The following is a 15515-nucleotide window of genomic DNA, read 5'->3' as shown; positions in this document are numbered from 1 at the left end:
GAACCGATGTTCGCCGAACTGATTGCCCGCGCCTGCAGTGGCGCGATCCACGTAGTGACCGGTGCGCGCGCGCTGTGGATCGGCTGCGCGCCGTCCAGCGAGCGTCGCGTGTACTACGGCAACCATGCCAGCCATGGTGACTTCGTGCTGATCTGGTCGTCGATGCCACCGGCACTGCGGCGCCAGGTGCGCCCGGTTGCCGCAGCCGAGTACTGGCAGCGCGACGGCCTGCGCCGCTACCTGATCGATGCGGTGTTCAACGGTGTGCTGGTCGAGCGCGAGGCCGGCCATCGCCAGCAGGATCCACTGCAGGTACTGCGCGATGCGGTGGACGAAGACTGCTCGCTGATCCTGTTCCCAGAAGGCACCCGCAATGTCGGCGATGAGCCGCTGCTGCCGTTCAAGAGTGGTATCTACCATCTGGCGCGGCAACGGCCGGAGCTGGAGTTCGTGCCGGTGTGGATCGACAACCTGAAGCGGGTGATGCCGAAGGGCCGGTTCCTGCCGCTGCCGCTGCTGTGCACGGCCACCTTCGGCACGCCGCTGCGGCTGCAGGCCGATGAAGACAAGGCCGCGTTCCTGGCCCGCAGCCGGCAGGCGCTGCTGGACCTGGCGCCGAATGGAGGGCGCGCATGAGTTATCTGATGGAGGTGTCCGGTGACCTGGCCGCGCGCAGCGTGGGCCAGCAGACCGGCCTGCTGTTCGCTGGCGTGGGTGCGGTGCTGGTACTGGCCACGCTGGTGGCCGAGACCCTGCGCTGGCGTCAGCGCGGGCAGCCCAGCGCGGTCATCGCCAACCTGGTCTCGCGCATCCGCGCGTGGTGGGTGATGGCGATCGTGGTCGGGCTGGCGCTGTTCTTCGGCCGTGCCGGGGTGATCGTGCTGTTCGCGATCATCTCGCTGTTCGCGCTGCGCGAGTTCATCACCCTGGCGCCGACCCGTTCAGGCGACTACTACGCGCTGCTGGCCGCGTTCTACATCGTGCTGCCTTGGCAGTACTACCTGGTGTGGATCGACTGGTACGGCATGTACACGCTGCTGATCCCGGTCTATGCGTTCCTGTTCCTGCCGATCCTGTCGACCATCGGCGGTGACACCACCCACTACCTGGAGCGGACCGCGAAGGTGCAGTGGGGATTGATGATCTGCGTGTTCTGCATCTCGCACGTGCCGCTGCTGTTGAACCTGCATGTGCCCGGGCATGATCCGTCGCGCAACGTGCTGCTGTTCGCTTTCCTGGTGATCGTGGTGCAGTCCTCGGACGTGCTGCAGTACATCTGGGGCAAGTTGCTGGGCAGGCATCTGATCGCGCCCAAGCTGTCGCCGTCGAAGACGGTGGAGGGCTTCGTGGGCGGTGTGTTGAGCGCCAGTGCGCTGGGTGCGGCGCTGTGGTGGATCACCCCGTTCACGCCGTTGCAGGCGTTCGGCCTGTCGCTGCTGATCAACCTGATGGGGTTCTGGGGCGGCCTGGTGATGTCGGCAATCAAGCGCGATCGCGGCATCAAGGACTGGGGCCACATGATCGAGGGCCATGGCGGCATGCTCGACCGGCTGGACTCGGTGTGCTTTGCTGCGCCGGTGTTCTTCCACGTGGTGCGGTACTACTGGAAGGCGGGCGGCGGCGGCTGATTCCGCGGGGGCTTCATCCACGCATGGCGTGGAACTACGGGTTGTGCCGGCCGCTGGCCGGCAACTGCAACATCCTGCCATCGTTCATGGGGTTGCCGGCCGGCGGCCGGCACTACCCACGCGCGCGCTCAGGCGCTGATGCCGTATTCCTTCAGCTTCTTGCGCAGGGTGGCGCGGTGGATGCCCAGCATCGCGGCGGCACGGCTCTGGTTGCCTTCGCAATGGTTGAGCACTTCCACGAACAACGGGATTTCCATCTCGCGCAGCACGATCTCGTAGACATCGTCCGCGTCGCAGCCATCAAGGTCACGCAGGTAACGGCGCACGGACTGGGCGACATGTTCACGCAGCGGTGGCCGGGGAGCGCCACGACTGTTGTCAGGACGAGAAAGGACAGCGTTCAAGGGGGTTCCCGATTCGGTTGGCCCGTGCGCGCGAAGCGCGCGGCCGGATGAGGTGGTGGCGGTCAGTCTAGCGCGAGCGTGCCCGGCCTGCCATGACCGGGCGGCCACTTGCGGTCATAGGAAGTCGAAGGTGAATGCGACGGTGGATGCGGCGGGCTCCTGTACGCGGAAGGCGACGCGGGCGCTCTGTCCCGGTTCCAGCAGGGCCGCCCCGGGGTTCTCCCCCAGGTACTGCGCGGGCGTGAACACGCCACTGCCGATCACCCGGCCATCGGCATCGGACAATGACAACCGCAGGTCTGGCCATGCCTGTGCCCAGCGCGCATCGTTGCGGATGCTGGCCTGCACCTGCAGCACGCCGGCCTGGCCCGGCAGGGGGCGGATCTCGCGGCTGGTCATGGTGAATGCAGTGGGCTCGTGCCAAGCGGGCAGGCTGCAGCGCAGGACGCCGCACAGCGTGCCCAGCCATGCGCGGTTGCCGGCGTCGGCGGCCAGCCGCGTGCGGTCGGCCAGCACGCTCTGCAGGACCAGCAGCAGCGCCAGCGCGGCGACCAGCACCCAGTGCCAGCGCGGCGTTGGCAGGGCACGTGGGCGCGGGTTGCCGAGGAAACTGGGTGCATCGGTGGCAACCGTCGTTGCCGGTAGTACGACCGGTGCCGGTTCGATGGCCGAGGAGTCATCAACGATGACCATGTCATCGTCGTGTCGCATCTCCGCCGTCGGCGCATGTGCCAGATCAACGGGCTCGGTCGGCGCCTGCATTGCAGGCGCTGTTTGCTCAACGTCGTGCTGCGTGCGCGCATCGGTCGCAGGCGCAGCCTCACCCTCCGGCGTCGTGCGCAGGAAGGTGGCCAGGGGACGGCGCGGTGGGTTCGGCTCGGACATGCTCAGGGTGCGGGCTCGGATCCAGCGGTCATTCAACCACGATCAGGCGCGGCGCACGCCGGTGATGCGCATCCAGTCGCCATCCTGGGTGGCCTGCAGGTCGTCGAACCACGCGGCGTAGCGCTGCAGCAGCTCGCCTTCCTGGCCATGCAGGATGCCCGACAGAGCGATGCGGCCACCGGCAGCGACGCGCGCGGCCAGCAGTTCGGCCAGCGCATCCAGCGCCGAGGCGAGGATGTTGGCGACCACGATCGGGTAGGTCGCGACGGGTTCGTCCTGCGGCAGGTACACATGCATGCGCGCCTGCTCGCCGTTGCGCTCGGCGTTGTCGGCGGTGGCGACCAGAGCCTGCGGATCGTTGTCCACGCCGATGGCTTCAGCGGCACCCAGCTTCAGCGCGGCCAGCGCGAGGATGCCCGAACCGCAACCGAAGTCGAGCACGCGCTGGCCCTGCAGCACGCCGTCGACGGCCAACTGGTCGAGCCAGCGCAGGCACAGGGCCGTGGTCGGGTGGGTGCCCGAACCGAAGGCCAGGCCCGGGTCCAGCCGCACCACGGCAGCATCGGCGGCCTGTGCAGCTTCCGGCAGTTCATGGTTCCACGGCACGATCCAGGTGCGGCTGCCGAAATCCATCGGCTGGAACTGGTCCAGCCACGCGCGCTCCCAGTCTTCGTCCTCTACGGCGCGGAAGCTGCCGTTGCTCCAGTCCAGTTCCGGATCGAAGGCTTCCAGCGCGGCAAGCAGCAACAGGGCGTTGCTGTCGGCGGGGAACAGCGCGCTCAGCACCAGGGTGTCCCACAGCGGGGTCTCGCCCACACCCGGCTCGAGGATGGCCTGTTCGTTGCTGGTATCGGCTTCGGCATCGAGCAGGGTGACGGCCAGTGCGCCGACGTCCTCCAGCGCATTTTCATAGCGGGGCTGGGTGGCTTCGGTGCAACGCAGGGTCAGTTCCAGGAACGGCATGGCGGTGGGGGCAATCACGGGAAAGGGGGCCATGCTAGACCATCGGGGCGTCTCCGTATTGCCTGAGATGCTGCCCGGGGATGAACGGGGCCAGTTCAGACAGGTCTGCCGGGCCTTGCTAAACTCCGTGCTTTCCTGTGCGCCGTGAACGCTCACTGTTGCCGATGGCCTTGGCTCCGACCCTGAAAACCTGGTTGCTCGTGCTGCCGGCGGTGGCCGTGCTGGGCGTGGCCGGGTATCGGGCCAGCGGGCATGCCGGGGCGGTCACTGTGCCTTCGCCGGAACTGTCGACGGCACTGGCTGCCGGTGACAGCAACCCGCCGTTGCCGGTGATACCGGAAGCGCTGGCGCGTCGCCTGGCGGCGTTCGAGCGCGGCAATGCGCTGCCTTCGGGCCTGCCGCTGGACCTGCGCGCCGACATCGAGGATGCCACCGATCTCTACGCCTATGCGCAGCGCCTGCGCGTGCAGGCCGACGACGGCAACCACGAGGCGCGCTGGATGCTGAGCCGGGTCTATGACTACTGCGCGCAGTACGCCATCGATCCCGGTGGCTACCGCTTGGACAACAACGTGCTGGCCGGGTTGGGCCTGACCGCCGCACCGGCGATGGTGCAGGCGCGTGAGCGCGTGGCACAGCGCTGCGGTGGTTTCGTGCCGGGCGACAAGCTGGGGTCGGCCCTGGTGCTGGCTGAACGTCGCACGGCGGCCGCGCAGGGCAACCTGGCCGCGGAAGCATCCTTGTTCGCCGAAGGCGAGCCGCTGCAGGACAGCCCCGAGTACCGCCGTGACCTGGTCGAGCGGGTGCGCACTTCGCGTGATCCGGAAGCCTTCATGGCGATCGCGCCGGGCATGGGCGCGCGCGCGGCGGGGGACCGCGCACTCGATGGGCTGGTGGCCGGCGAGCAGCTCAGTGAACTGGCATGGCGGCTTGCGGCCTGCGAACTCGGTCTACCGTGTGGGGCCGACAGTGTGCTGGTCAACAGTTTTTGTGCGAATGGAGGGATCTGTTCGCAGGATGGGACGCAGGATTTCCGGGATTTTGTGTATGACGCTGCGGTTTCGCGGCAAGGTGCGGGGAAGATGAAGCAGTGGATCAAGCGATTGGTTGGAAAGAGGGACGGGCAATGAATTACCGTCGATTCCTGCATGGGGCCAAGTTCTGGTTCTGGGTGGCGCTGTTCGTGGCTTACTCGGCCGGTGCGGTCGGGCTGTTGATGATCGATACCTACGAAGATCGTTACCGGCATCTGTCGAAAGTGGAACTGACCACGGTGAAGGCGCAGGAAGACGTGCGCCGCGCGGGTGCCAGCCAGGTCGCCGCGGTCTATCGCGCGCAGAGTGGCATGCCGTTCGCCTCGTTGCCCGCCGGCAGCACTTTCCAGGTGGTGTGGCCCGATGGTTCGACCGAGACCATGGTGATCGTCGATCCGACCTCGCCCAATGGCGTGCGTCCGTTGGCGAACTCGCAGATTCCGGCCGAAGCTGCCGACAAGCGCTGAAGCGCCTGCCATAGAGCCGAGCCCACGCTCGGCGCTACAGCAACAGAAAAGGGCGGGGATTTCCCCGCCCTTTTCATGTCCAGCACCTGCTGCCGATCAGGTCAACGCGATCGGCTTGTTCTTGCGCTCGGCAAGGCGCTTTTCCAGGTAGTGGATGTTCTGGCCACCGGCCTGGAAGCCCTTGTCGCGCATGATCCGCTGCTGCAGTGCGACGTTGGTCTTGATGCCATCAACCACCATTTCGCTCAGCGCCACCTGCATGCGGGCGATGGCGGTTTCGCGGTCCGGGCCGTGCACGATCAGCTTGCCGATCATCGAGTCGTAGTTCGACGGCACGCGGTAGCCACTGTAGATGTGGGTATCCACGCGCACGCCGGGGCCACCCGGCGGATGGAAGCCGGTGATGGTGCCCGGGCTCGGCACGAAGGTTTCAGCGTCCTCGGCGTTGATGCGGCACTCGATCGCATGACCGTTCAGCACCACGTCGCTCTGCTTGATCGACAGCTTCTGGCCGGCGGCGATCTTCAGCTGCTCGGCCACCAGGTCGATGCCGGTGACCATTTCGGTGACCGGGTGCTCCACCTGGATGCGGGTGTTCATTTCGATGAAGTAGAAGCGGCCGTCCTCGTAGAGGAACTCGAACGTGCCGGCGCCGCGGTAGCCGATGCGGATGCAGGCTTCCACGCACACCTTGCCGATCTGCTCGCGCTGTTCGGCGGTGATGCCCGGTGCCGGTGCTTCTTCCACCACCTTCTGGTGGCGGCGCTGCATCGAGCAGTCGCGCTCACCCAGATGGATGGCGTTGCCCTGGCCGTCGGCCAGCACCTGGATCTCCACGTGGCGCGGATTTTCCAGGAACTTCTCCATGTAGACCTCGCCATTGCCGAACGCGGCCTTGGCCTCGCTCTTGGTGGTTTCGATCGAGGTCTTCAGCGAGGCTTCGGCGTGCACCACGCGCATGCCACGGCCACCGCCACCACCGGCCGCCTTGATGATGACCGGGTAGCCGATCTCACGGGCGATCTTGGTGTTGGCGACGATGTCTTCGCCCAGCGGGCCGCCCGAACCGGGTACGCACGGCACGCCGGCGGACTTCATCGCGCGGATGGCTTCGACCTTGTCGCCCATCATGCGGATGGTGTCGGCCTTGGGGCCGATGAAGATGAAGCCGGATTCCTCCACGCGTTCGGCGAAGTCGGCGTTCTCCGACAGGAAGCCGTAGCCCGGGTGGATGGCCTGGGCGTCAGTGACTTCAGCGGCGGCGATCAGTGCCGGAATGTTGAGGTAGCTCTGCGGCGACGGTGCCGGGCCGATGCAGACCGACTCGTCGGCCATGGCCACGTGCTTGAGGTTGCGGTCGACCGTGGAGTGCACGGCCACCGTGCGGATGCCGAGGGTGTGGCACGCGCGCAGGATGCGCAGCGCGATCTCCCCTCGGTTGGCAATGACGACTTTGTCGAGCATGGCGTGCCCCTCAGCCGATCACGAACAGCGGCTGGTCGAACTCCACCGGCTGGCCGTTCTCACCGAGGATGGCGACGATGGTGCCGGACTTGTCGGCTTCGATCGGGTTGAACATCTTCATCGCTTCGATGATGGCCAGGGTCTCGCCTTCCTTGACCTGCTGGCCAACGGTGACGAAGGCGGGCTTGTCCGGAGCGGACGACGCGTAGAAGGTGCCGACCATCGGCGAGCGCAGCACGTGGCCTTCCGGCAGTGCCGGGCCCGGCTTGGCGGTGCCGCCGGTGGAGGCCTCGGTCGGCGACTGCATCGGCATCGCCTGCGGCGCCGGGGCGGCCGGAGCGGCGTACACCGGGGCCGCAATCGGGGCGGCATAGCCGGCCACCGGGGCACGCGACAGGCGCACCGACTCTTCGCCTTCCTTGATTTCGATTTCAGCCAGGTTCGACTCTTCCAGCAGGTCGATCAGCTTCTTGATTTTGCGCAGATCCATGAGGGCCTCTTTGGTTTCTATCTAGGTGAGGAGAGCGCCGTGGGCGCCCGGGTCGACAATCAGGTGGCGGATACCCGCAGCAGCGCCGCGTCCATCGCGTAGCGGTAGCTGTCGGCACCGAAGCCGCACACCACGCCCACCGCCTTGTCACTGAAGTAGCTGTGCTGGCGGAACGGTTCGCGGGTATGCGGGTTGGACAGGTGGATCTCGATGAACGGCACCGCCACCGCTGCCAGCGCATCGCGCAGGGCAACCGAGGTGTGGGTGAAGGCGGCGGGGTTGATCAGGATGAAAGCGGTTCCGTCGTTGCGTGCGGCCTGCACGCGGTCCACCAGCACATGCTCGGCATTGGACTGCAGGCTCTCCACCGCGTGCCCGGCGGCCGATGCCTGGCTGGCCAGGGCCTGGTCGATGTCGGCCAGCGTGGTGTGGCCGTAGACCTCCGGCTCGCGGGTGCCGAGCAGGTTGAGGTTGGGGCCGTGCAGGACCAGCAGCTTCGCCATGGGATCCGGAAGACGGGAAAGGGCGGCAGTCTGGCGGAACCGGTGGATGCTGTCCAGTTCGGCGAAGTTTGCAGCGTTTCAATCGAACGTTTGAAATCTGCCGGAGCGCTTGTGGCCGTATGGCGGGCGCTGGATCACGGCGCGCTGAACGCCTTGCAGGCCGGGGATGCATGCACGTAGGCCGACGATGGCGGCAGGCCGGGCGATGGCGGCTGCCGCCATGGGCCGTGATGCCGTAGATCCAGGCCATGCGTGGATGGCGGAGTTCGGTGCGCAGCGAGCGACGCACCCACCACGAAGCCCCCTGGTACCGGGCGGCTCAGGTCTCCAGCGGCACCGTCGGCACCACGTTCGGGAACACCTCCTCCAGCGGCTCCCGTTCCCCGGGCTTCGGCGCCGGCCAATTGTAGGCATTGACCGGCTGCGCCCGGTTCACCCACAACGCGTAATACAGATGGTCGGCGCGGCCATCACCGGTATTGGGGTGGATCAGGATGGTCAGGCCCAGGCTGTTGAGCTGCAGCCAGGGCACCAGCACCGGCAGCAGGTCGTTGGTGAAGCCGAAATAGAACGAGGGCGTGACGTGCGGTCCACGGGGCTCCAGGTTCCAGTTGCCCAGCTCGACCGGGAAGCGCTCGGCGGCCCAGCGTCGCAGCAGGGCCGCCTTCTCGAAGCTGCCCTCGTCGAAGTAGATATGCGCGTGGTAGCTCTTGATGTCGGTGTACGCGCGCGGGGCGCTGGGTAGCGTGGCTTCGCCGGGACGCACACTGGCCGGGCGCGGGGTCGGTTCGCTGGCCGTGGCCTGGCCCCAGGGGCTGCTGCCCTTCACCGGCGGCGGGACGATGGCGCGGAAGCCAGCGCGCCCGGGTTCGGTGGTGTTCACCGTACTGTCGCCGCGCGGGGCTGCGGTGGCGGTCGACGCGCTGGCCAGCCCACCGGCGGCCAGTCCGGCCGAGGCGATCAGGCGTCGGCGCGTGGGTGAGAGCAGGTCGGCCCAGTGGGCGTCATCGTCGCCGGCGTCGACGAGGGTCTGCGGGTCCGGGTGCATGGAGGGCTCCGTGGCGGCATCGTGTGGGCAGGCAAGCACGCTCGGGCACCTGCATCCACAGCGTCCAATAAGCAGGCGGCATCACCTCATGCAGGTTCGACCTGGTCGTCATTGAGCGCGGCTGCGGGGCGGGCTAGGGTGCAGGTCTGTCGCCCCGGAGCCTGCCATGACCTCGCCCGATGCCGATACCCAACGCAAGCGCGCGACCTTCCGCCAGCTGCATGCAGCAGGGTGCTTCGTACTGCCCAATCCGTGGGACGTGGGCAGTGCCCGCTACCTGCAGCGGCAGGGCTTCCAGGCGCTGGCCACGACCAGTGCCGGCTGCGCCTGGAGTGAAGGGCGGCCGGACGGAGCGGTTTCGCTGCAGGCCACGCTGGACCATCTGCGCCTGATGGCGGCAGCGACGCCGCTGCCGTTGAACGCCGATTTCGGCGATGGCTTCGGTGATACGCCGCAAGCGGTGCAGGAGGCGGTGGCGGCGGCGATCGACACCGGCATCGCGGCATTGTCGATCGAGGATGCCAGCGGCGTCGCCGATGCACCGCTGCGTTCGATCGATCAGGCGGTCGAGCGCCTGCGCGCTGCCCGTGCAGCCATCGACCGCGCGGGTGGCGACGTGCTGCTGGTCGGCCGTGCCGAGAACTTCTTCGTCGGCGTGCCGGATCTGCAGGACACCCTGCAGCGCCTGCGCGCCTATGCCGAGGCCGGTGCCGATGTGCTGTATGCACCGGGCATCAACACACGCGAGCAGATCAGCGCGGTGGTCGCCGCTGCGGGATCGAAGCCGGTGAACCTATTGGTCGGTGGACCGACACCGCTGAGCCTGCAGGACATCGCCGCACTCGGCGTGCGCCGGGTCAGCCTGGGCGGTGCGCTGGCGCGTGCGGCGTGGGGTGGGCTGATGCAGGCGACCCAGCCGATCGTGCAGGACGGACGCTTCGATGGCCTGCAGCAGGCGGCCTCGGGTGCGGCGCTGAACGCGCTGTTCCATTGACGGAAACCTCGGTGCGGACTCTGACCAGCAGGGACAGTAGATCCACGCCATGCGTGGATGGATGCGCCTACGCCTACAGCGCTTCCGTCTCACTCTCCGGCAGGACCACGCCTGGTTCCAGGTCGGGCAGCAGCTGCTGCAACAGCCCGGGGTTGTCCGGCAGCGCGGCGCCATCCAGATAGCGCCATTGCGTGGTACCGACGCGCCGCACAGCGACCATGAATGACGTGCTGCGCATCGGCGCTTCGCGCACGCGCAGCAGTGACTGGCGCGGTACGAAGCAGACTTCCTCGTCACCGGCCGCATAGGTGCGGCCCGGCACGCCCGCTTCGTCGCTGATGATGGTGACGCCGGCCTTGCGCAGTTCCTTTACCGTGTCGCGGGTCATCCGTGCATAGGCCTCGTCGCCGCCGGCCAGCTGCTTCAGGCTGGGATGGGTGCGCGCGATGATCAGCTCGGTATCGCCACGGGCGAAGGCGTCCATCATCGCCTGCACCTCCTTGCGCAATGTGGCTGAGTCTTCCGGGCTGAGTTCACCGGCCAACGCTGGCGCAACGGCCATTGCCATCGGCAGGGCCAGCAGAAGGGCAAGCAGGTATCGGTGCATCGTCGGGTATCTCAGCGGGAACCGGCGCACTATACGGTGGATGCGGAAACAGCGTCCCACGCATGGCGCTGGTGCCCCGGGCGTCATTACTTACTATTAGTAGTTAGTGAATTCCGGACATCCCCCATGCACACCCTCATCGTTGCCGCCCATCCTGAATCCGCCGCGTTGACCCATGCCATCGCCAGGCGCATCGGCGAAGCCATCACCGCAACGGATGCCGCCAACACCGTGACCCTCGCCGATCTGATGGCCGAAGGCTTCGATCCGCGCTTCAACACGCACGACCAGGCGCTGTTCCGTGGCACCGGCGCAACACCAGCCGACGTTGCCGCCGAGCAGGCGCGGCTGGATGCTGCCGACACGCTGGTACTGGTCTACCCGCTGTACTGGTGGTCATTCCCCGCACTGCTGAAGGGCTGGATCGATCGCGTGTTCACCCAGGGCTGGGCCTACCAGGACGGTGCCGACGGCAAGGTGCAGAAGAAGCTGCAGCGGTTGCGCGTGCATCTGGTCGGCATCGGTGGGGCCGGCGCGGACATGATCGAACGGCGCGGCTACGGCGCGGCGATGAAGACCCAGATCGACATGGGCATCTTCGACTACTGCGGCGCGCGCGTGCGGTCGTCCGAACTGCTGCTGGATGCGGATTCCGGTGCGGCCGAAGCGCATCTGCAGTCGGCAGAGTCGATCGGACGTAAAATCGGTACTCCGATGCGCTGACCGCCGTGCCCTGCCGATGCCTGCCAATGCCGCTCCCACGCGCCGCCGATTGACCCGTGAGCAACGCGGCCGCCAGTTGCTGGATGTGGCCTGGGCGCTGGTCGGCGACGAAGGCACCGACGCGCTGACGCTGGGGCGGCTGGCCGAGGCTGCGGGCGTGACCAAGCCGGTGGCCTACGATCACTTCGTGACCCGCAATGGGCTGCTGGCCGCGCTCTACGATGACTACGACGGCCGCCAGACGCGGGTCTTCAACGAGCGCATCGGCCGCGCCCGGGCGCAGTTGGCCGATCGTGCGGCGGCCATCGCCTCCGGCTACATCGACTGCATCCTCAGCCAGGGCAGTGAAGTGCAGGGCATCCTTGCCGCGCTGGTCGGTGCACCTGAACTGCACGAGGTGCGGCGGCGCTACCAGCAGGATTTCATCGACAACTGCGGCACCTGGCTGGGCCCGTTTGCTGCCGACGGCACGGTGCCACTGGCCGGGCGCTGGGCGATTCTCGGTGCGGCCGAAGCCCTGTCCGAAGCCGTAGCAGCAGGCGCGCTGGACAAGGCCGCAGCCGAAGCCGAGCTGCAGCGCTTGATCGTGGCAACGGTCAAGCGACGCTGAGCCCTTCAGGCGTCGGCGGTGCTGTCGGCCAGCGCCGCAAACCCGGCGGCCAGCCGTTCGCGCACAAGGGCATCGCGTGCGTCGCGGCTTTCAGAACCCAGCACCACGGTGATCAGGCGTACCGGCTGATCCCGCCCGGGCACTGCCCGGCATGCGGTGGCGGCCAGGCAGAAGCCTGCGGCCTGGGTGTAGCCGGTCTTCAAGCCATCCACGCCGTCATCGCCAAGCAGCGCGTTCTGGTTGTTGCGGCCGAAGCTGCCATGCGCGAACGTGCGCTGCGCGGTGATTGCCAGTATCTGCGGATGGTCATTCAGCAGGCAGGCGGCGAGTACTGCCATGTCGCGCGCGCTGGAAGCATGGTGCGGGGTGGTGATGCCGGATACGCTGGCGAACCAACTGCTGCGCAGGCCAAGCTGGCGCGCGTGCCGGTTCATGCGGTCCAGGAACGCAGGCTGTGATCCGTCCAGATGGCGCGCGATGGCCAGCGCCGCGTCATTGCCGGAGACGATCATCAGTCCTTCCAGCAGGCGCGCGAGGGTGACTGTTTCACCGGGCACCAGGCCCATGCGCGTTTCATCATCGGCCACCGCGTGCACATCCTCGGCGGCGATGGTGACCGCTTCGTCCCACGCGCCTCCGTTCTCTTCGACGCATTCGTATGCCGCATAGGCGGTCATCAGCTTGGTCAGCGAGGCCGGTTGCCGCGCGATGTCCGCGTTGTGCTGATGGACCACCGCGAAAGTCGCCGCATCGAGGGTGATCGAGGACAACGGCGCGCGCTCAGTAGCAGGAGACGGCATGGATGGGCCGATGGAGGAGGGCTTGCAGGATAGCCCGCGGCGGCTGCATGAAGCTGCAATATTGAAACGATATAACGTACCGTCATTGTGGGCCGCCGTTGGCCCGACGGGACATCCGATGACTGCACGCATGCCACGCCGTTGGCTCCATTCCTCGCTGCTGCTTGCGTTGGCTACGCTGGGTGGCTGCCAGCCCAACCTGCGCGCCGAGGCTGTTGCTTCCGGCCCAGCGCGCCCGCACAACGTGATCGTGATGATCAACGACGGTGCCGGTTGGGGTACCTGGGACGCCGCCGCCTACTGGCAATACGGCAGCCGCGAAGGGGCGCCGTATGCGGATTTTCCGCAGCGCCTGGCGGTAACCACCTTCCCGTTGAACGCCAGCAGCCAGCCGACCCGCGACAACGCGCAGACCCTGGGCTACGACGCGGGAAAGGCCTGGGACGGCGAACCGGTACCGGCGCAGGACCTGCCATTCGTCGGCTACCAGTACCTGGCCGCAGTCGCCACCGACAGTGCTGCGGCCGGTACGGCGTTGTCCTCGGGCATCAAGACCTACAACAACGCCATCAATTACAACAACGATGGCAATCCGGTCGAGTTCAACACGCTGCGCGCCAAGCGGCTGGGCATGGCGACCGGTGTGGTGACTTCGGTACCGTTCGCGCATGCCACGCCGGCCGCGTTCGCGGCGCAGAACGAATCGCGCAACAACTATCACGCGATCGCGCACCAGATGCTGGCGCAGGGCCACATGGACCTGGTGATGGGCACCGGCGGTCCCGGCTACAGCGTTGATGGTCGCGCCTGTGACGAGAGTGCCGGCGCGGCCAAGGCCGAGGGCTGCGCGAACCCGTGGGAATGGGTGTCGCAGCAGGATTGGCAGCAGCTGGAAGCGGGCAGCACCATTGCCGGCAATCCGTCGGGGCCGTGGCGCCTGATCCGCAGCAAGGAGGCGTTCGCCGCGCTGGCGCAGGGACGGCTGCCGGCCGACCGGCCGCTGATCGGCGTGCCGCGCGTGGCCAACACGCTGCAGCAGGCGCGCCAGCTGCAGGTGCTGGGCAAGGATGCGGCCACGCCTTCCGGTGTGAGGAAGATCGACAGCGTGCCGGATCTTGCGACCATGACGCGTGGCGCGCTGCAGTTCCTGCAGCAGCGTTCGGCCAAGGGCCTGTTCCTGATGGTGGAAGGCGGCGCCACCGACTGGGCGGCGCATACCAGTGCCTGCGGCACCGAATGGCACTACGGCCAGTGCAGCGACCAGCCGCAGTACGGCCGGCTGATCGAGGAAACCGTGGAGTTCAACGACGCGGTGGCGGCGGTGGTCGACTGGATCGAGCGCAACGGTGGCTGGGAACGCAACCTGTTGATCGTCACCACCGACCACGACAACAGCATGCCGATGGGCCCGGATGCACAGAACGTTGCCTTCGAGCCGGTACGCAACAACGGCCGTGGACGCATGCCGGGGATGAGCTTCCGCCCGACCGGCAACCATTCCAATGCGCTGGTGCCGTTGTGGGCCAAGGGCGCGGGCGCGGAGCTGCTGGGCCAGCGCGTGCGGGGCGTCGATGCCGGTTACCGCCAGCATGTGCGCTGGAACGACGGCAGCTACATCGACAACACCGATGTGGCTGCGGCGGTGCAGGAGGCACTGCAGCGTTAGGGGTGCGCGGGGCGCTGGCTGGCAGCTGCAGGTTTCCCGGTCGACGAGGTTGCCGGCCAGCGGCCGGCACTACCGGGGATGGTGCTGGGCGGCGGCGACGGGCTGGCCAGCTGGCGTGCCAGCTCGGTGCTGGCCACGTGGCCGTGCAGGAACAACAAGCCGCTGAAGATGTTCATGAGCGTGCCTCCACTTGAGTGGATTGCACGATACGGGCAGCATGGACGGGTAAAAAGCGACATTTCCGCAAGGTGGCCTTGAGAGGAATTCAAGCCTGATGTCCCGCCCTCCACTCCATGCCCTGCAGGGCTTCGTGGCTGCCGCCCGGCTCGGCAACCTGTCGCGTGCCGCCGCGTCGATGAATGTGACCGTCAGTGCGCTCAGCCACCAGATGCGGCAGCTGGAAGAGCGCCTTGGCCAACCGTTGCTGATCCGCCAGCCGCGTGGTGTCACCCTCACCCTGGAAGGGCAGCGCCTGCTCGACCAGGTCGGACCGCATCTGGATGCGATCAACGAAGCCTTCCAACCCTATGCGGCACGCGCCGAGCACGTGCTGACGATCAGTGCGGTGCCGTCGATGGCCTCGGCCTGGCTGGTGCCACGCCTGGGCCACTTCGTGGCCGCGCACCCGCAGATCGAGATCAACCTGCAGTCGAGTGAACGCCTGGTCGATTTCGAGCGGCAGCGCCAGTTCGACGCCGCGCTGCGGTTGGGCACCGGGCAGTGGCCCGGGCTGGTGGTGGAACCGCTGTTCGACGAGTGGCTGCTGCCGATGGCCAGCCCGGCACTGATCGAACGCATGGGGGGCATCGACCGTGTACCGCTGACCCAGTGGCCGCTGCTCGGTGATCCCGACGGCGCGTGGGGCGCCTGGTTCGCCTTGAGTGGGCAGAGTCCGCCACCGCGCTTCGTGGCGGTGCTGGATGATTCGGAGGCACACCACCGTGCGGCGCTGGACGGGGTAGGCGTAGCGCTCGGGCGGGTGACGCGGGCACGCTTGCTGCTGGAATCCGGTCAGCTGGTCGCGCTGTCCAGCCTGCGCCTGAAAACCGCCTGGCCACATTGGCTGGTGTACCCGCAGCGCTCGGCCAGCCATCGTGGCTTCCTCGCGTTCCGCGACTGGCTGCATGCGCAGGCCGCCGAGCACGTGCGGCACATGGCAGACGCACATCTATAGCGTCGAGCCATGCTCGACCATTGCATCTGGATCTGTAGCGTCGAGCCATGCTCGA

General features: G+C 67.3%; 19 protein-coding genes. 9 read left to right on the top strand and 10 right to left on the bottom strand.

Features of this window, described 5'->3' with window-relative positions; translation table 11 throughout:
- Positions 1-6: 6 nt before the first annotated feature.
- Both SriyCCGPB3_RS19370 and SriyCCGPB3_RS19365 read left to right on the top strand, forming a co-directional pair.
- Positions 7-636 carry a lysophospholipid acyltransferase family protein gene (locus SriyCCGPB3_RS19370; protein WP_014038692.1) on the top strand — a complete coding sequence of 210 codons (630 nt, stop codon included), beginning with the start codon at positions 7-9 and terminating at the stop codon, positions 634-636.
- Complete coding sequence (locus tag SriyCCGPB3_RS19365) at positions 633-1628, top strand: phosphatidate cytidylyltransferase (RefSeq protein ID WP_110713931.1); 996 nt, start codon at positions 633-635, stop codon at positions 1626-1628. The genes SriyCCGPB3_RS19370 and SriyCCGPB3_RS19365 overlap by 4 nt, the downstream gene beginning before the upstream one ends.
- A gap of 128 nt (positions 1629-1756) precedes the next feature.
- Here the strand turns inward: SriyCCGPB3_RS19365 and fis are convergent, their stop codons facing one another.
- The 3 genes from fis to prmA form a co-directional block, all read right to left on the bottom strand.
- Positions 1757-2032: a DNA-binding transcriptional regulator Fis gene (gene fis, locus SriyCCGPB3_RS19360; protein WP_005419706.1), complete on the bottom strand. Its 276-nt coding sequence runs from the start codon at positions 2030-2032 to the stop codon at positions 1757-1759.
- Between the two features lie 114 nt (positions 2033-2146).
- On the bottom strand, positions 2147-2917 hold the full coding sequence (locus SriyCCGPB3_RS19355) for a DUF3426 domain-containing protein (protein WP_350259636.1): 771 nt from the start codon (positions 2915-2917) through the stop codon (positions 2147-2149).
- A gap of 42 nt (positions 2918-2959) precedes the next feature.
- Positions 2960-3880: a 50S ribosomal protein L11 methyltransferase gene (gene prmA, locus SriyCCGPB3_RS19350; RefSeq protein WP_110713929.1), complete on the bottom strand. Its 921-nt coding sequence runs from the start codon at positions 3878-3880 to the stop codon at positions 2960-2962.
- A 164-nt stretch (positions 3881-4044) separates the two neighbouring features.
- Here prmA and SriyCCGPB3_RS19345 point away from each other — a divergent pair, with 164 nt between their 5' ends.
- Positions 4045-5010, top strand: a complete 966-nt coding sequence (locus SriyCCGPB3_RS19345; protein WP_110714389.1) for a hypothetical protein — start codon at positions 4045-4047, stop codon at positions 5008-5010.
- Complete coding sequence (locus SriyCCGPB3_RS19340) at positions 5007-5381, top strand: hypothetical protein (RefSeq protein WP_010481078.1); 375 nt, start codon at positions 5007-5009, stop codon at positions 5379-5381. The genes SriyCCGPB3_RS19345 and SriyCCGPB3_RS19340 overlap by 4 nt, the downstream gene beginning before the upstream one ends.
- A 96-nt stretch (positions 5382-5477) precedes the next feature.
- Here the strand turns inward: SriyCCGPB3_RS19340 and accC are convergent, their stop codons facing one another.
- The 4 genes from accC to SriyCCGPB3_RS19320 form a co-directional block, all read right to left on the bottom strand.
- Positions 5478-6845, bottom strand: coding sequence for an acetyl-CoA carboxylase biotin carboxylase subunit (gene accC / locus SriyCCGPB3_RS19335; protein ID WP_049446715.1), 1368 nt, complete (start codon positions 6843-6845; stop codon positions 5478-5480).
- Positions 6846-6855: 10 nt separating this feature from the next.
- Positions 6856-7335, bottom strand: a complete 480-nt coding sequence (accB, locus tag SriyCCGPB3_RS19330; RefSeq protein WP_049443248.1) for an acetyl-CoA carboxylase biotin carboxyl carrier protein — start codon at positions 7333-7335, stop codon at positions 6856-6858.
- A 59-nt stretch (positions 7336-7394) separates the two neighbouring features.
- On the bottom strand, positions 7395-7838 hold the full coding sequence (gene aroQ / locus SriyCCGPB3_RS19325) for a type II 3-dehydroquinate dehydratase (protein ID WP_110713928.1): 444 nt from the start codon (positions 7836-7838) through the stop codon (positions 7395-7397).
- A 319-nt stretch (positions 7839-8157) separates the two neighbouring features.
- Positions 8158-8886 carry a DOPA 4,5-dioxygenase family protein gene (locus SriyCCGPB3_RS19320; protein WP_180860324.1) on the bottom strand — a complete coding sequence of 243 codons (729 nt, stop codon included), beginning with the start codon at positions 8884-8886 and terminating at the stop codon, positions 8158-8160.
- Positions 8887-9052: 166 nt separating this feature from the next.
- On the opposite strand from SriyCCGPB3_RS19320, the gene SriyCCGPB3_RS19315 reads away from it, so the two are divergent.
- Positions 9053-9880: an isocitrate lyase/PEP mutase family protein gene (locus SriyCCGPB3_RS19315; RefSeq protein ID WP_180847461.1), complete on the top strand. Its 828-nt coding sequence runs from the start codon at positions 9053-9055 to the stop codon at positions 9878-9880.
- A 73-nt stretch (positions 9881-9953) separates the two neighbouring features.
- Here the strand turns inward: SriyCCGPB3_RS19315 and SriyCCGPB3_RS19310 are convergent, their stop codons facing one another.
- A complete protein-coding gene (locus SriyCCGPB3_RS19310; protein ID WP_110713925.1) occupies positions 9954-10487 on the bottom strand; it encodes a hypothetical protein in 534 nt (177 codons plus the stop codon).
- Positions 10488-10613: 126 nt separating this feature from the next.
- Here SriyCCGPB3_RS19310 and SriyCCGPB3_RS19305 point away from each other — a divergent pair, with 126 nt between their 5' ends.
- Both SriyCCGPB3_RS19305 and SriyCCGPB3_RS19300 read left to right on the top strand, forming a co-directional pair.
- Complete coding sequence (locus tag SriyCCGPB3_RS19305; RefSeq protein ID WP_350259635.1) at positions 10614-11210, top strand: NAD(P)H-dependent oxidoreductase; 597 nt, start codon at positions 10614-10616, stop codon at positions 11208-11210.
- Positions 11211-11226: 16 nt separating this feature from the next.
- On the top strand, positions 11227-11820 hold the full coding sequence (locus tag SriyCCGPB3_RS19300; RefSeq protein ID WP_110713923.1) for a TetR/AcrR family transcriptional regulator: 594 nt from the start codon (positions 11227-11229) through the stop codon (positions 11818-11820).
- A 5-nt stretch (positions 11821-11825) separates the two neighbouring features.
- Here the strand turns inward: SriyCCGPB3_RS19300 and SriyCCGPB3_RS19295 are convergent, their stop codons facing one another.
- Positions 11826-12620, bottom strand: coding sequence for a D-alanyl-D-alanine carboxypeptidase family protein (locus tag SriyCCGPB3_RS19295; RefSeq protein WP_110713922.1), 795 nt, complete (start codon positions 12618-12620; stop codon positions 11826-11828).
- Positions 12621-12738: 118 nt separating this feature from the next.
- Between SriyCCGPB3_RS19295 and SriyCCGPB3_RS19290 the strand changes: the two genes are divergently transcribed.
- The gene (locus SriyCCGPB3_RS19290; protein WP_350259634.1) at positions 12739-14286 is read left to right on the top strand and encodes an alkaline phosphatase; all 1548 of its coding nucleotides are present in this window, start codon (positions 12739-12741) and stop codon (positions 14284-14286) included.
- Here the strand turns inward: SriyCCGPB3_RS19290 and SriyCCGPB3_RS19285 are convergent.
- Positions 14283-14462 (bottom strand): hypothetical protein, encoded by a 180-nt coding sequence (locus tag SriyCCGPB3_RS19285; protein WP_110713920.1) that lies wholly within the window; start codon positions 14460-14462, stop codon positions 14283-14285. The two genes, SriyCCGPB3_RS19290 and SriyCCGPB3_RS19285, sit on opposite strands and share 4 nt — an antisense overlap.
- 98 nt (positions 14463-14560) lie before the next feature.
- Here SriyCCGPB3_RS19285 and SriyCCGPB3_RS19280 point away from each other — a divergent pair, with 98 nt between their 5' ends.
- Complete coding sequence (locus SriyCCGPB3_RS19280) at positions 14561-15460, top strand: LysR substrate-binding domain-containing protein (RefSeq protein ID WP_153854650.1); 900 nt, start codon at positions 14561-14563, stop codon at positions 15458-15460.
- Positions 15461-15515: the final 55 nt, after the last annotated feature.

The sequence above is a fragment of the Stenotrophomonas riyadhensis genome (assembly GCF_040256885.1).
Classification (GTDB): domain Bacteria; phylum Pseudomonadota; class Gammaproteobacteria; order Xanthomonadales; family Xanthomonadaceae; genus Stenotrophomonas; species Stenotrophomonas riyadhensis.
Note: the sequence above shows the minus strand (reverse complement) of the source record. Positions and strands in the feature narration are given on the sequence as shown.

Bases quoted from the DNA above. Each gene is read 5' to 3' on its own strand.
- SriyCCGPB3_RS19370 (WP_014038692.1), top strand. From the start codon at position 7: ATGTTCGCCGAACTGATTGCCCGCGCCTGCAGTGGCGCGATCCACGTA.
- SriyCCGPB3_RS19365 (WP_110713931.1), top strand. From the start codon at position 633: ATGAGTTATCTGATGGAGGTGTCCGGTGACCTGGCCGCGCGCAGCGTG.
- SriyCCGPB3_RS19355 (WP_350259636.1), bottom strand. From the start codon at position 2,917: ATGTCCGAGCCGAACCCACCGCGCCGTCCCCTGGCCACCTTCCTGCGC.
- prmA (WP_110713929.1), bottom strand. From the start codon at position 3,880: ATGCCGTTCCTGGAACTGACCCTGCGTTGCACCGAAGCCACCCAGCCC.
- SriyCCGPB3_RS19345 (WP_110714389.1), top strand. From the start codon at position 4,045: ATGGCCTTGGCTCCGACCCTGAAAACCTGGTTGCTCGTGCTGCCGGCG.
- SriyCCGPB3_RS19340 (WP_010481078.1), top strand. From the start codon at position 5,007: ATGAATTACCGTCGATTCCTGCATGGGGCCAAGTTCTGGTTCTGGGTG.
- accC (WP_049446715.1), bottom strand. From the start codon at position 6,845: ATGCTCGACAAAGTCGTCATTGCCAACCGAGGGGAGATCGCGCTGCGC.
- accB (WP_049443248.1), bottom strand. From the start codon at position 7,335: ATGGATCTGCGCAAAATCAAGAAGCTGATCGACCTGCTGGAAGAGTCG.
- aroQ (WP_110713928.1), bottom strand. From the start codon at position 7,838: ATGGCGAAGCTGCTGGTCCTGCACGGCCCCAACCTCAACCTGCTCGGC.
- SriyCCGPB3_RS19320 (WP_180860324.1), bottom strand. From the start codon at position 8,886: ATGCACCCGGACCCGCAGACCCTCGTCGACGCCGGCGACGATGACGCC.
- SriyCCGPB3_RS19315 (WP_180847461.1), top strand. From the start codon at position 9,053: ATGACCTCGCCCGATGCCGATACCCAACGCAAGCGCGCGACCTTCCGC.
- SriyCCGPB3_RS19310 (WP_110713925.1), bottom strand. From the start codon at position 10,487: ATGCACCGATACCTGCTTGCCCTTCTGCTGGCCCTGCCGATGGCAATG.
- SriyCCGPB3_RS19305 (WP_350259635.1), top strand. From the start codon at position 10,614: ATGCACACCCTCATCGTTGCCGCCCATCCTGAATCCGCCGCGTTGACC.
- SriyCCGPB3_RS19300 (WP_110713923.1), top strand. From the start codon at position 11,227: ATGCCTGCCAATGCCGCTCCCACGCGCCGCCGATTGACCCGTGAGCAA.
- SriyCCGPB3_RS19295 (WP_110713922.1), bottom strand. From the start codon at position 12,620: ATGCCGTCTCCTGCTACTGAGCGCGCGCCGTTGTCCTCGATCACCCTC.
- SriyCCGPB3_RS19290 (WP_350259634.1), top strand. From the start codon at position 12,739: ATGACTGCACGCATGCCACGCCGTTGGCTCCATTCCTCGCTGCTGCTT.
- SriyCCGPB3_RS19285 (WP_110713920.1), bottom strand. From the start codon at position 14,462: ATGAACATCTTCAGCGGCTTGTTGTTCCTGCACGGCCACGTGGCCAGC.
- SriyCCGPB3_RS19280 (WP_153854650.1), top strand. From the start codon at position 14,561: ATGTCCCGCCCTCCACTCCATGCCCTGCAGGGCTTCGTGGCTGCCGCC.